Source organism: Corynebacterium gottingense (assembly GCF_007559235.1).
Lineage (GTDB): Bacteria > Actinomycetota > Actinomycetes > Mycobacteriales > Mycobacteriaceae > Corynebacterium > Corynebacterium gottingense.
Genome location: NZ_VMHH01000003.1, coordinates 49,518 through 62,475 on the forward strand (window position 1 = coordinate 49,518; position 12,958 = coordinate 62,475).

The window sequence follows — 12,958 nt, forward strand, 5'->3', positions numbered from 1 at the left end:
GGAGGATGTTCCAAGCGCAAAACTTTCCAAAGTTACGGTTGCGTAGGTTATACTCACATCTACTTATTTCACTATAACTAAGGAGTGACGGTGAGCGCATCCGACGAGAAGGCCTGGATCCAGCAGTACGCGGAGTGGACGGACCCGCACCCTAGGCTGGGCAGCGACACCCTGGTCAGCATGTTCAATGCCAACGTGGCCGCCACCCCGCAGCGCGACGCCACGTGGTTCATGGGCAAGGCACTGACGTACGCGCAGCTCAACGAGAAGGTCACCCGGCTGGCCAACGCGCTTGCCGGGCTCGGCGTGCGCCGCGGCGACCGCGTCGCGCTCGCGCTGCCGAACTGCCCGCAGCACGTCGTGGCGCTGACCGCCGTACTACGGCTGGGCGCAACCGTGGTGGAACACAACCCGCTCTACACCGCCTACGAGCTGCGCGACCAGTTCATTGACCACGGGGCGAAGGTGGCCATCGTCTTTGACAAGCAGGCGGACACCTTCACCACACTCACCGAAGACACCCCGCTTGAGACCGTCGTCTCCGTGAACATGATCGACGAGATGCCCTGGGCCACGCGCGCCGCGCTCTCCGTGCCAGTCGGCCCAATCCGAGACAAGCGCGCGCAGCTCACCGGCCCGGCGCCCGGCACGATCGATATGAAGGACCTCCTGGAGGGGCGCGGCGGCGCGCACGTTGCCAGCCGCGGCGGGGTACCGGCCGGCGAGCCGCCGATCAGCGCCGACGACCCGGCGGTGATCCTGTACACCTCGGGCACGACCGGCGCGCCGAAGGGCGTGCCGCTCACCCACCGCAACATCACTTCCGTGCTCACCGCGGGCGTGTCCTGGCTGGAAAACTGGGGCGCGGTAGAGGAAAAAGTGCTGGGCATCCTGCCCATGTTCCACGTCTACGGCCTTACGCTGAATTACGCGCTGCCGCTCACCTGCGGCGCGCAGATGGTGCTGCTGCCGGCGCCCAAGCCGGAGCTGTACCAGAAGGCCATCCTGAAGACGCGGCCCACCGTCCTGCCGGGCGTGCCCACCCTGTACGACCGGATCATTGACTGGGCCGTCGAATCCCACGCGGACCTCTCCTCTATCCACACCTCCATCTCCGGCGCGTCCACCCTCCCGGCCCACACCATCGAACGGTGGGAGCAGGCCACCGGCGGCCGGCTCATCGAGGGCTACGGACTCACGGAGACCTCGCCAATCCTGGCGGGCAACACGCTCGACGGCACCCGTCGCCCCGGCTACATCGGCCTCCCCTTCCCCAACACGGAGATCCGCATTGCCAACCCGGATAACCCGGCGGAGACCGTGCCGGACGGCGAGCCCGGCGAGCTCCTCGCGCGCGGCCCCCAGGTGTTCTCCGGCTACCTCAACAACCCCGAGGCCACCGAGAAGACCTTCTACCTGGACTGGTTCCGCACCGGCGACATGGCCGTGATGGAGCCGGACGGGTGGATCAAGCTGGTCGCGCGCATCAAGGAGCTCATTATCACCGGCGGCTTCAACGTCTACCCCGACGAGGTCGAACAGGCGATCCGGCAGCACCCGGACGTCACCGACATCGCCGCGGTGGGCCGGCCCCGCGCGGACGGATCCGAGGACGTCGTCGCCTGCGTCACCCTTCGCGACGGCGCGGCGCTCGACCCGGAGGGGCTGAAAAAGTTCGCGCGCGAGCGCCTCACCCGGTACAAGGTGCCGCGCACCTTCTACCACTTCGAAGAGTTGGACCGAGACCAGACCGGCAAGATCCGGCGCCGGGACGTGCAGCGCACGCTCATCCGGATGTTGGAAGAGGACGGCGCATATCGGGCAGCAACGAGGCAGCAACGAGGCGCAGAAGTTCACAGAAGCCCCACATCGCCCGCTACGGTAGAGAAAGCTACGGAAGCGTAAGGTGTGGGGCATGTCTTCCACAGTGCATACCTCCGCCGCCGGCAACTCCGGTTCCGCCTTTGACCCGAACCAGGAAAAGCCCTGGCTGCAGTACTACCCGGAGTGGACCGACCACTCCCTGGAATACGGCACCACGACCCTGCCGGAGATGTACCTGCAGAACCTGGAGAAAAACGCGAACAAGCCGGCGGCCACCTTCTTCGGCCGCACGCTCACCTTCGCGGAGCTGGACCGCGACGTCCGCCGCGCCGCCGCCGGGCTCAAAGCCTTCGGCGTGCGCGAGGGCGACCGCGTGGCCATCATGCTGCCCAACTGCCCGCAGCACATCGTCGCCTTCTACGCGGTGCAGCTGCTTGGCGCGGTCGTCGTTGAGCACAACCCGCTCTACACCGCCAACGAGCTGCGCCCGCAGTTCGCCGACCACGGCGCGCGCATCGCCATCGTGTGGGACAAGACCGCGGACACGCTGGAGAAGCTTCGCCCGGACACGCCGCTGGAGACGGTGATCAGCGTGGACATGACGCGCGCGATGCCGCGCAAGACGCGCCTGGCGCTGCGCATCCCACTGCCCAAGGTGCGCGAGGCGCGCGCACAGCTCACCGGTCCGTGCACCAACACCGTCCCCTTCGAGGCGCTCACCGGCTCCGCCATCGGCGGCGAGGGCGCGGACATTGACATCCCGGAGGCACTCACCCCGGACTCGCCGGCCGTGATCCTCTACACCTCCGGCACCACCGGCGCGCCGAAGGGCGCGGTGCTCTCGCACGCCAACCTGCACGCCAACACGGTGCAGGGCCGCGCCTGGGTCAAGGAGCTGCAAGAGCCGGGCCAGCGCATGCTGGCCACCCTCCCCTTCTTCCACGCCTACGGCCTCACCTTCTCCCTCACCCTCATGATGCTGGTGGGCAGCGAGCTCAACCTGCTGCCGGCGCCGAAGATGAACCTGATCATGAACGCCCTGAAGAAGCGCCCGCCGACATTCATTCCGGGCGTGCCCACCGTCTTCGAGCGCATTGTGAAGACGGCCCGCGAAAAGCACGTCGACATGTCCAAGGTGCAGGTCGGCTTCTCTGGCGCATCCTCGCTGCCCGTCGAGGTCATCGAGGAGTGGGAGTCGCTCACCGGCGGCTACCTCGTCGAGGGGTACGGCCTGACCGAGACCTCCCCGATCATCGTGGGCAACCCCCAGTCCGCGGACCGCCGCCCTGGCTACATCGGCTTCCCCTTCCCGGATACGCAGATTCGCATCGCCAACGAGGACAACCTGGACGAGGACATGCCCTTCGGCGAGCCGGGCGAGATCCTGGTGAAGGGCCCGCAGGTCTTCGGCGGCTACTTCAACAACGAGGAAGCCACCGAGAAGGCCTTCCACAACGGTTGGTTCCGCACCGGCGACATGGGCGTGATGGAGGAAGACGGCTTTATCAAGCTCGTCTCCCGCATCAAGGAGCTCATCATCACCGGCGGCTTTAACGTCTACCCGGCCGAGGTCGAGGAGGTCATGCGCAAGCACCGCGACGTGATCGACGTGGCAGTGGTGGGCCGCCCCCGCGAGGACGGCTCCGAGGACGTCGTCGCTTGCGTCACGCTGCGCGACGGCGCCGCGCTCGACCCGGAGGGGCTCAAGGACTTCGCCCGCGAGAACCTCACCCGCTACAAGGTGCCGCGCACCTTCTACCACTTTGAGGAGCTCGCGCGCGATCAGATGGGCAAGATCCGCCGCCGCGAGGTACGCGACGACCTGCTCAACATGCTCAGCTAAGCGGTGGGAGCCCGACCCACACAGGCTCGGGCACCAGCGCCACGCCAAAGCGCTTCTCGACGCCACGCTGCACCCGCCGTGCCAACTCCGCAATATCGTCCGCGGTCGCCTGGCCGCGGTTTGTGAGGGCGAGCGTGTGCTTCGTGGACAAGCGGGCCGGCGCCTCCTCGCCCGGGAATCCGCGCGGGAACCCGGCGCGCTCGATGAGCCAGGCCGCCGACAGCTTCTCCTTGCCGTCCGGCTGCGGGAAGCGCGGCATGCCCTCCTCACCGACCTCGCGCTCGATCGTGTCCGCAACCGACGGGTCCACGACGGGGTTGGTGAAGAAGGAGCCGGCCGACCACGTGTCATGGTCCGCCGGGTCCAGCACCATGCCCTTCTTCCGGCGCGTGGCCAGCACCGAGGCGCGCGCCTGCGCCAGCGGGACCTGCTCGCCGCCCAGGTGGCGCAGCGGGGCGGAGAGCTCGCGGCGCTCCAGCTCGATCTCCAGCTCGAGCACGACCGCGCGATGCGTGAACTTCAGGTTGGAGTACCGGTACGCCAGGTCCAGGTCGCTTGCGGGCACCCACTCGTCGGTGTTGGTCTCACGGTTCCACAGGCGCACGCGGGTGAGCACCTCGGCAATCTCCGCGCCGTACGCACCAACGTTTTGCACCGGGGTGGCGCCCGCGGAGCCCGGGATCCCGGAAAGCGCCTCGATACCGCCCAGGCCGCGCTCAACCGCGTAGGCGACCACGTCGTCCCACACCGTGCCCGCGCCGATGCGCAGGGTGGTGCGGGAGGAGGGGGACGAGGGGGCGTCGACAAGCGTGATGCCCTCGTTTGCCGCGACGACCGCAACGAGGTCCAACTTCCCCTCGGCGACGAGCAGGTTCGAGCCGCCACCCACGACCAGCAGTGGCGTGCCCGCGGCGTCCAGGCGCGCGACGGTGGCCGCGAGCTCCTCGGCAGTGGTGCAACGGATCAGGTCAGCGGGGGTGCCGCCGACGCGCAGCGTGGTCAGGGAGGCGAAAGATGAATCAGACACCCCACCAACGGTAGTCTGTTGGGCATGACTGCACGTAGTGAAACCACCGTCACCATCAACCAGCCGGCCGAGAAGGTCGCCGAAGCCTACGCCACCCAGGCGTACTGGGAGTTCATCGCGGAGAAGCTCTCCCCGGAGCCGGGCCAGCTGCACGAGTTCACCGGTGAGACCGCCACCCTGTTTGAGGTGCTGCCCAAGTCCATCCTGCCCGAGGCGGCGCAGGCCATGATCAGCCAGGACCTCAAGCTCAAGCGCGTGGTCAACATCGGCAAGCTCGACGGCACCACCGCCAAGCACACCTTCACCGGCGACGTGAAGGGCACCCCGGTCGACTTCTCCGGCGAGATCACCATGACCGGCGAGGGCGACACCACTACCCTGGCCTACGACAACGAGGCGAAGGTTGACATCCCGTTCATGGGCGCCGCGCTCGAGCCGAAGGTGGCCGAGGCGCTCGAGGAGATCGTGGAGAACGAAGCCAAGCTCACCGAGCAGTGGATCGCGGAGAACCTGTAAATCTCCCCGCACCATCACAACCTCAGGGCGCAGGCCGGCCCCGGCAAACCGTACGGTGTGATCACCCGCGGTACCACCGGGTATAACCGCCTGCGCCGTTGTGATCGCTGGGCCTTTTACAACCCCGCGATCCGCTCCCTGTTACGCGGCGCCGCGGAACCGCTCGCGCTGGACGTGGGCTATGGCGCCTCGCACACCACCACCGTCGAGTGGTCCCGCTGGCTGCGGCGCGTCAACCCCTCCACCCAGGTCGTGGGCCTGGAAATCCACCCCGACCGGGTGCTGCCGCCGCGCGACGGCGTGCGCTTCGAGCTCGGCGGATTCGAGCTCGCCGGCTACCGCCCCCACCTCGTGCGCGCCTTCAACGTGCTGCGCCAATACGACGTCGCCGAGGTTGCTGAAGCCTGGCGCACCGTCTGCGAGCGCCTCGCCCCCGGCGGCATGTTCATCGAAGGTACCTGCGACGAGATCGGTCGCCGCGCCACCTGGGTGCTGCTCGACGCCACCGGCCCCCGCTCCCTCACCCTCGCCTGGGACCCTTTCGACGTCGCCGAACCGGGTGCCGTGGCCGAGCGCCTGCCCAAGGCCCTCATCCACCGCAATGTGCCGGGCGAGAAGATCCACGCGCTGCTTACCGACGCCAACGCGGCCTACGCCCACGCCGCACCCTTCGACCCCTACGGGCCCCGCGTGCGCTGGCGCGAGGCCCGCAAGGAGCTCGTTGTCAAGGGGTGGCCCATCCACCCGGTGCGGCGCCCCCTGCGCGACAACGTCCTCACCGTGGACTGGGCGGCAGTGGCCCCTGCCGTAGACTAGGCCGCATGAAAACCGCATGGAAAGTCATCGTTGGCATCCTTGCCGTGCTGCTTGTCCTGCTCCTTATCGCCGAGGGCGGGATCCGCATGTTCATGGCAAACCAGATCACCTCGGAGTTCAACAAGAACGCCGAGACCTCGTCCGCCCAGGGCGGCGGTGACGACGCGGAGCCCGATGTCTCTTTCGGCCCGCAACCGGTGATCTTCGGCCTGGTGTCTGGCAAGCTCCCCCACATCGACCTGGACACCCCGTCCACCTTGGTGGTCAACGGCGACCAGGTGACCGGCGACCCCGCCTCGCACATCGTCATGGACAACATCCGCTACGACTCCGGCGACCCCGTCGCTGAGTCCTTCCGCGTGGACACCGAGCTCACCAATGACCTCATCCGCGCGATGCTCAACCAGCAGCTGCAGCAGCAGATGGGCGAGGACTCCTTCCTCAGCGGCGTGATCAACGTCTCCGACGTGAGCACCGACCCCGACGCCGGCACCGTCCACATCGAGTTCACCGGCGGGGTGGCCGCGCTGGACCTCAAGCCCATCACCGAGCAGGGCCAGATGCGCTTCGAGGCCACCGGCACCCAGCTGTTCGGCATGGACCTGCCCGAGGAGGCCGCGAGCGCGCTGAGCGACGCCATGAGCCAGGGCATGGAGGAACAGAGCGCCGGCGGCATGAACATCCAGGAGTTCAGCGTCGTGCCCGGCGGCGTGCGCGTCACCATGACCGGTGAGAACGTGAACTTTGCGGAGATGCAGAACGCGCAGGGCCAGTACGGCGCCGCAGCCTAGTCCGACTGTGCTCCGGAGCGGGCGAAGACCCGGGTCGCGCCGGCTTCCAGCCACGTGATCGCGGCCTCCTCGCCCGGATCGGCGCCGTAGACGGCGACGTCGACAGGCGTGTCGGTCACCCCGGCGGAGGCCGGGACAGCCAGGCAGGACGCGCCGAGCTGCTCCGCGACCCGCAGCGCGGTATCCGTTGCGCCTGCGGGGCAGACGATGCCCACTGGGACGGTGAGTGACTGGTGGACCGCGATGGCGTCGGCAAGCGCGGCGCCCTGCTCGGCATCGGGGTCGAGCGCGAGCCAGATCTCGTCGGCGCCCGACTCGGCGGCCAGGCGCGCCTCCGCCGCCTTGATCACGCTGTGGTGGCGGCCGGTGGGCCAGCCCACGACGGCGATGGCGGGAAGACTGCGGCGGAGCACCTGCGGAATCTGGGTCGGCTCGACGACAAGGCCCGCGCTCCCCCGGTCATCCGGGGCAGCAAACGGGCCACCGGCCAGGAACGTGCCCCGGCGGGTGGCCAGCCACTCGTAGTCGTTCATGCGCCGCTAGTACCCGTAGTTGCCGCGCAGAATGTTATCCAGCTGGGGCTTCACGTCCAGCCAGTACACGCCGATCGCCACCGCGCCGAACCACATGATGAACGGCAGGTGGAGCAGGCAGACCAGGGCGGAGCCACCCAGGATGAGCGCCCACGTGTTCTTGTTCTGCCGGTCCGCCGCATCAAACGCATCCGCGCGGGTGGACAGCGCAAAGTACACCCCAGCGAAGCCCGCGATCGCCACCGCGAAGAAGAAGAGGGCGCTGAGCATCGTCGGGATGCTCATGATGATCGTGACGGTGCTCAGGTTCGCAAGAGTCGGGGTCATACGTTACTTATCCTCGTCGGCGACAATTTCGCCATCGATAATATCGGGGCGCTGGCTCGCGCCGCCAAACTGCTCCTGCACACGGGCAAACAGGGACTCGAGGCGCTCGCGCACATCATCGAGCACGCTGTCCGCGCCTTGGCCCGTGGCGGTGCCGGCACCGCCACCGCGCAGCTCACCGATCTTCTCGTTGAACAGGCCGCGCGCGTCATCCACGGCCTTCTGCAGCGCCCCCTTCACGTCGTCGGAGAACTCCAGGTCGCGCTGCTGAAACGCCTTAAACTGCTTCTCTGCCTCAGCGACGAAGTTGGAGGCCGCCGCGCGGATCTCGCCCTCGCTATCGGCCTGCTCCAGCCGCTCGCGGGCGCTGGCGGTAGCGGACTTCAGCTTCTCCGGCAGGTCCTCCGTGTACTTGCCGGCGTGCTTGCTGATCATCGCGCCGAGGGAGGAGCCGGCGGCAACGATTGCCTGGCCCGCGTCGCGCAGGCTGGCGCTCAGGTCGCCGGACTCGGAGGAGGTGGATGCGGAGTCGAAGGATTTGTCAGCCATGTCAGAAAACCTTTCAGTGTCTTGCTGGATGGTGGTTGCGTGAGCTAGTAGAAGAGCAGTTGAGACACAGTGTAAATAACCAGCCCGGCGAGTGCACCCACGATCGTGCCGTTGAGACGGATGAACTGCAGATCCTTGCCCACCATGAGCTCGATCTTGTCCGAGGCCTCCGCCCCGTCCCAGCGCTGGATGGTCTCCGCGATGATGCCCACGATCTGGTCGGCGCCGTTCTCGGCGGCGAAGTGCACCACCTTTTCCAGCTTCTGCTCCGCCGACGCTCGCACCTCCGGGTCGTTCGCCAGCTTCCCGCCCCACTCCGCGGCGGCGTCCGCCACCTTGCGGCGCAGCATGCTCTCCGGGTCGGTGGCGTTGGCTACGATCGTGTCCGCGAGCTGTGCCCACATGCTGCCGGCCGCGGAGGTGACGGCAGTGGAGCCCATCACGTCGCCCTTGAGCGCCTCGACGCGAGTAATCATCTGGCTATCAAACTGCAGGTCCTGCGCGAACTGGGACAGCTGCCGGCGGATGGCGCGGCGCGCCTCGTGGTTCGGGTCGCGGTCCACCTCCGCCATGAATTTCACCAGCTCGGTGTACACCTTCTCCCCCACCAGGTCCTTGGCAAATTTCGGTGCCCAGCGGGGCATGCGGTCGTCGATAAGCGTGACGATGCTCTGCTCCATCCCGTCCAGCTTCGCGCGCGACCAGGCGAGGATGTCCTCCACAATGGGCTCCGCTTTGCCGTCGGCGATGAAGCCTTCGAGCGCGCGGCCGACGGGCGGGCCCCACGTGGGCTCGGCGAGGCGGTCGATGAGCTGGGTGTTGATGAATGCCTCTGCGTCGGCAGGATCGATGCCGCGCACGACGCGGACCGTAAAGTCGCCGACTTCCTGGCTGACCCGTTCGGCGCTGGCGGGGCGGGTGAGCCACGTGCCGACGCGCTGCGGCAGGTTCGCCTCCATTACTTTCTGAGTAATGGTGCGGGCGTTGAGGAAGTTTTCGCTGACGAACTCGCTGAGCGCGTCGGCGACCTGGTCTTTCTTGTTGGGGATGATCGCCGTGTGCGGGATCGGCAGGCCCATGGGATAGCGGAACAGCGCGGTGACGGCGAACCAGTCCGCCAGCCCGCCCACCATGCCGGCTTCCGCCGCGGCGCGCACATAGCCCACCCAGGCGGGCGCGCCGTGCGACTGCCACCACGAGCAGGACAGGAAGATCACCGCCATGAGCCCGAGCAGGCTCGTGACAAAGATCTTGTAATTCCGGAGGATCCGCCGCCGCTCTGCCTCGTTCGAGGGCGCGGGCATCATCGCGTGCTGAGACATACCTTGATTATGGCAGCCCGGACCCGCGCAGTTCGAGTTGCTTAGCGACGCCCCCGTGCACCAAAAATCCCCCGCCCGCGGGAAAATTCCGCAGTCGGGGGAAGTGGCGCAGGGCGTGCGGCGCTAGTTCACGCGGCCGGTGGCCTTGCTGTACGCCTTGTAGTCCTTGCGGCCTACGGCGATCAGGATCGCGCCGAGGATCAGGGTGGCGGCGACGACGATCAGGCCGAGGATGAGCAGGATCTGGCTGTGGTCAGTCTCCTGTGCGCCGAAGCCGGCAATCATGGCGGAGCCGCCCCAGACGGCGAAGCCGAAGCCGGAGAGGGACGCCAGGATCAGGGCCATCGCGATCCAGGTGGAGAATCGGTTCAGCGAGGAGTGCGGAGCGCCCAGGGAAACCGGGTCGTAGCCCTCGATGTAGGTGTCCGCGAGTGCCGACTTGTACGCCGGGAAAGACTCGCTGCTGATGTCTGCAACTGCGTGCTCGGAAGCCATGATGACTCTTTTCTCTCGTCCTGCTTCAAATACTCGGTAGATAGTATACGGCGGCCTAGTCGTCGCCACCACGGAAGGCTGCACGTGCGCGCTCGGCGTTGATCGCACCGACCGCGTCCAGCGGGATACCCGCCGGGCAGACGTCCGCGCACTCGCCGTAGAGCGAGCAGTGGCCAAAGTTGGTCTCCAGCTCGTCGACCATGTTGCGGGCGCGGCGGCTGCGCTCCTGCTTGCCCAGCGGCAGCAGCTTCAAGTGCTTGAGCTTCGCGCCGGTGAACAGGTGCGCAGCACCGTTCGGGCAAGCGGCGACGCAGGCGCCGCAGCCGATGCAGGCCGCGTAGTCCAGCGCGGTCTCCGCGTCATGGTGGTTCACGGCGAGGGTGTCGGCGTCCGGTGCGGTACCGGCGTTGATGGAGACGTAGCCACCCTGCTGCATCACGCGGTCCAGCGCGGAGCGGTCCACGGCGAGGTCCTTGATCACCGGGAACGCGCCGGAGCGGAACGGCTCAATCTTCAGGGTGTCGCCGTCCTTGTAGTTGTACAGGCGCTGCAGGCAGGCGGTGGTGTTGGTGTCCGCGCCGTGCGGGCGGCCGTTCACGTTCAGACCACAGGTGCCGCAGATGCCCTCGCGGCAGTCGGAGGCGAAGACGAACGGCTCCTTGCCTTCCTCGACCAGGTTGTTGTTCACGTGGTCGAGGAGCTCCAGGATGGACATCTGCTCGACGGCGTCGTCCACCTGGATGGTCTCGAAGTGCCCTTCAGTGTCGGGTCCGGCCTGACGCCAGATCTCAAGTGTCAGTTTCATTACTTGTAGTTCCTTGTCATCAGCGGGATCGAATCAAAGTACAGGGGTTCTGCGTGGCGGATGAACTCGCCCTCGCCGGCCGGCTCCCACGCGGAGACGAAGCACCAGTTCTCGTCGTCTCGCTCTGCCTCGCCGTCCTCGGTGAGGTGGTCCATGCGGTAGTGCGCACCGCAGGACTCGTCGCGGTCCAGGGCGTCGATGCACATGAGCTCGCCGAGGTTGATGTAGTCGGCCAGGCGCAGTGCGGCCTCGAGGGTCTGGTTCATCTCGTTCGGGGAACCCGGGATGGAGATGTTGGCACGGAAATCGTCGCGAAGCGCGCGGATCTTCTGGATGCCTTCCGTCAAGCCCTCGACCGTGCGGGACACGCCGCAGTGCTCGTAGAGGATGTCGCCGAGCTGCTCGTGGTAGAACTCCGGGCCGTGCGGTTCGGTGCCGTTAACGGACATGATCTGCTCGATGGTGTCCTTGGCGCGGTTGACAGCCTCGGTGACCTCCGGCGCGTCCTCCGGCAGCACCTCCTCGCCGAGGTGGTTGGCCAGGTAGTTCGGCACGGTGAACGGGAGGGTGAACCAGCCGTCCACGGACGCGGAGAGCAGCGAGTTCGCACCCAGGCGGTTCGCGCCGTGGTAGGTCCAGGAGCACTCGCCGGCGGCGAAGAGGCCGTCGATGGAGGTCATCTCGTTGAAGTCGGTCCACAGGCCACCCATGGTGAAGTGGACGGTCGGGGCGATGCGCATCGGGACCTTGTACGGGTCATCGCCGATGGAATCCTCGTACATCTCGAACAGGTTGGAGTAGCGCTCGCGGATGGTGTCCTCGCCGAGGCGCTCGATGGCGTCGGTGAAGTCCAGGTACGCGGAGTTGTGCAGCGGGCCAACGCCGTAGCCGGCGTTGAGCTGCTGAGAGATGGCGCGGGAGGCCACGTCGCGCGGCACCAGGTTGCCAAACGCGGGGTAGCGGCGCTCGAGGAAGTAGTCGCGCTCCTCCTCCGGGATGTCCTTCGGGTCGCGGTCGTCGCCCTTTTCCTTCGGGGTCCAGATGCGGCCGTCGTTACGCAGCGACTCGGACATCAGCGTCGTTTTCGCCTGCCACTTCGCGTTGACCGGAAGGCCCGTCGGGTGGAACTGGATGAATGCAGGGGAGGCGAGGTACGCGCCGCGCTCGTACGCGCGCATCATGGCGGAGGAGTTGGAGTTCTTGGCCAGCGTCGTCTTGTGGTAGACGTTGCCGTAACCGCCGGTGGCCAGGATCACGGCGTGGCCGGTGAACGGCACGATCTCGCCGGTGATCAGGTTGCGGGTGACAATGCCCTCGCAGTGCTTCTTGCCATCCTTTTCCGTGATGACCAGGTCCATCAGGTCGTTGTGGGTGAAGATCTCCACGTTGCCCAGGTGGATCTGGCGCTGCAGCGCCGACGCGGTGGACAGCTGCAGCTGCTGGCCTGTTTGGCCACGGGTGTAGTAGGTGCGGGAGACCTGCACGCCACCGAAGGAGCGGGTGGCCAGGGTGCCGCCGTACTCGCGGGCGAACGGGGCGCCGATGGCGTTCATGTGGTCGATGACGCGGACGGACTCGATGGCCAGGCGCCAGCAGTCGGACTCGCGGCAGCGGTAGTCGCCGCCCTTGACGGTGTCCTTGGTGTGGCGGTACGCGCTGTCGTTGTCCACCTTCTTGCCGCGGGCGGAGTTCACGCCACCCTGCGCGGCGATGGAGTGCGCACGACGCGGTGCGTCGTGGTAGGTGAAGGCCTTCACGTTGTAGCCCAGCTCGCCCAGCGCCGCGGCGGCAGCGCCGCCGGACAGGCCGGTGCCCACCACGAGGACGGTGAACTTGCGGCGGTTCAGCGGGGAGACCAGGTTCATGTGGTCCTTCTGGTAGCCCCACATGTCCTTCATGCGGACCTCGTCGCGGTTGGGCTCCGCGGCGTCCAGAATGTGTCCCGGGGTCACGCCGGGAGCGGCGGACTCGGGCTGGCGGAAGCCGCCGGACGTCTCCTGGCCGGCGGCACCCTGGGCGCCCACTGCGCCGGTAGCGGTGGTGTCGGCTGCGCCGCCCTGAGCACCCTTATTGGGGTTGTATGCGGTAGTCATAGTGTGTTTCTCCTCTA

The 12,958-nt window shown here is 67.2% G+C and carries 13 protein-coding genes; 5 read left to right on the forward strand and 8 right to left on the reverse strand.

Annotated features, from left to right (window positions below):
• Positions 1-90: 90 nt before the first annotated feature.
• A complete protein-coding gene (locus FPH17_RS04860; protein WP_095546985.1) occupies positions 91-1,905 on the forward strand; it encodes a long-chain-fatty-acid--CoA ligase in 1,815 nt (604 codons plus the stop codon).
• A 10-nt stretch (positions 1,906-1,915) separates the two neighbouring features.
• On the forward strand, positions 1,916-3,667 hold the full coding sequence (locus tag FPH17_RS04865; protein ID WP_154878889.1) for a long-chain-fatty-acid--CoA ligase: 1,752 nt from the start codon (positions 1,916-1,918) through the stop codon (positions 3,665-3,667).
• Here FPH17_RS04865 and FPH17_RS04870 read toward each other — a convergent pair.
• The gene (locus FPH17_RS04870) at positions 3,660-4,757 is read right to left on the reverse strand and encodes a UDP-N-acetylmuramate dehydrogenase (RefSeq protein WP_154879142.1); all 1,098 of its coding nucleotides are present in this window, start codon (positions 4,755-4,757) and stop codon (positions 3,660-3,662) included. The genes FPH17_RS04865 and FPH17_RS04870 overlap by 8 nt on opposite strands.
• Between FPH17_RS04870 and FPH17_RS12100 the strand changes: the two genes are divergently transcribed.
• Genes FPH17_RS12100 through FPH17_RS04885 form a run of 3 tightly spaced genes read left to right on the forward strand, consistent with a single transcriptional unit; the run spans position 4,719 to position 6,817 of the window.
• The gene (locus tag FPH17_RS12100) at positions 4,719-5,210 is read left to right on the forward strand and encodes a DUF2505 domain-containing protein (RefSeq protein ID WP_154878890.1); all 492 of its coding nucleotides are present in this window, start codon (positions 4,719-4,721) and stop codon (positions 5,208-5,210) included. The genes FPH17_RS04870 and FPH17_RS12100 overlap by 39 nt on opposite strands.
• Positions 5,211-6,026: a class I SAM-dependent methyltransferase gene (locus FPH17_RS04880; RefSeq protein WP_154878891.1), complete on the forward strand. Its 816-nt coding sequence runs from the start codon at positions 5,211-5,213 to the stop codon at positions 6,024-6,026. It begins immediately after the preceding gene.
• Between the two features lie 5 nt (positions 6,027-6,031).
• On the forward strand, positions 6,032-6,817 hold the full coding sequence (locus tag FPH17_RS04885; protein ID WP_154878892.1) for an LmeA family phospholipid-binding protein: 786 nt from the start codon (positions 6,032-6,034) through the stop codon (positions 6,815-6,817).
• Here the strand turns inward: FPH17_RS04885 and FPH17_RS04890 are convergent.
• From FPH17_RS04890 to FPH17_RS04920, 7 genes are all read right to left on the reverse strand, one after another.
• Complete coding sequence (locus FPH17_RS04890; protein ID WP_154878893.1) at positions 6,814-7,350, reverse strand: hypothetical protein; 537 nt, start codon at positions 7,348-7,350, stop codon at positions 6,814-6,816. The genes FPH17_RS04885 and FPH17_RS04890 overlap by 4 nt on opposite strands.
• Before the next feature lie 6 nt (positions 7,351-7,356).
• Positions 7,357-7,677, reverse strand: coding sequence for a DUF2516 family protein (locus FPH17_RS04895; protein WP_233125689.1), 321 nt, complete (start codon positions 7,675-7,677; stop codon positions 7,357-7,359).
• Between the two features lie 3 nt (positions 7,678-7,680).
• A complete protein-coding gene (locus FPH17_RS04900; RefSeq protein ID WP_154878894.1) occupies positions 7,681-8,226 on the reverse strand; it encodes a CGLAU_01105 family protein in 546 nt (181 codons plus the stop codon).
• Between the two features lie 44 nt (positions 8,227-8,270).
• Positions 8,271-9,548 carry a DUF445 domain-containing protein gene (locus FPH17_RS04905; protein ID WP_154878895.1) on the reverse strand — a complete coding sequence of 426 codons (1,278 nt, stop codon included), beginning with the start codon at positions 9,546-9,548 and terminating at the stop codon, positions 8,271-8,273.
• 123 nt (positions 9,549-9,671) lie between these two features.
• The gene (locus FPH17_RS04910) at positions 9,672-10,043 is read right to left on the reverse strand and encodes a hypothetical protein (protein WP_154878896.1); all 372 of its coding nucleotides are present in this window, start codon (positions 10,041-10,043) and stop codon (positions 9,672-9,674) included.
• Positions 10,044-10,098: 55 nt separating this feature from the next.
• Positions 10,099-10,848: a succinate dehydrogenase/fumarate reductase iron-sulfur subunit gene (locus tag FPH17_RS04915; protein WP_154878897.1), complete on the reverse strand. Its 750-nt coding sequence runs from the start codon at positions 10,846-10,848 to the stop codon at positions 10,099-10,101.
• Positions 10,848-12,941, reverse strand: coding sequence for a fumarate reductase/succinate dehydrogenase flavoprotein subunit (locus FPH17_RS04920; protein WP_154878898.1), 2,094 nt, complete (start codon positions 12,939-12,941; stop codon positions 10,848-10,850). The genes FPH17_RS04915 and FPH17_RS04920 overlap by 1 nt, the downstream gene beginning before the upstream one ends.
• Positions 12,942-12,958 lie beyond the last annotated feature (17 nt).

Excerpts from the sequence above, each read along its gene's own strand:
- FPH17_RS04865 (WP_154878889.1), top strand. The coding sequence starts at position 1,916 with ATGTCTTCCACAGTGCATACCTCCGCCGCCGGCAACTCCGGTTCCGCC.
- FPH17_RS12100 (WP_154878890.1), top strand. The coding sequence starts at position 4,719 with ATGACTGCACGTAGTGAAACCACCGTCACCATCAACCAGCCGGCCGAG.
- FPH17_RS04885 (WP_154878892.1), top strand. The coding sequence starts at position 6,032 with ATGAAAACCGCATGGAAAGTCATCGTTGGCATCCTTGCCGTGCTGCTT.
- FPH17_RS04890 (WP_154878893.1), bottom strand. The coding sequence starts at position 7,350 with ATGAACGACTACGAGTGGCTGGCCACCCGCCGGGGCACGTTCCTGGCC.
- FPH17_RS04895 (WP_233125689.1), bottom strand. The coding sequence starts at position 7,677 with ATGACCCCGACTCTTGCGAACCTGAGCACCGTCACGATCATCATGAGC.
- FPH17_RS04900 (WP_154878894.1), bottom strand. The coding sequence starts at position 8,226 with ATGGCTGACAAATCCTTCGACTCCGCATCCACCTCCTCCGAGTCCGGC.
- FPH17_RS04905 (WP_154878895.1), bottom strand. The coding sequence starts at position 9,548 with ATGTCTCAGCACGCGATGATGCCCGCGCCCTCGAACGAGGCAGAGCGG.
- FPH17_RS04910 (WP_154878896.1), bottom strand. The coding sequence starts at position 10,043 with ATGGCTTCCGAGCACGCAGTTGCAGACATCAGCAGCGAGTCTTTCCCG.
- FPH17_RS04915 (WP_154878897.1), bottom strand. The coding sequence starts at position 10,848 with ATGAAACTGACACTTGAGATCTGGCGTCAGGCCGGACCCGACACTGAA.
- FPH17_RS04920 (WP_154878898.1), bottom strand. The coding sequence starts at position 12,941 with ATGACTACCGCATACAACCCCAATAAGGGTGCTCAGGGCGGCGCAGCC.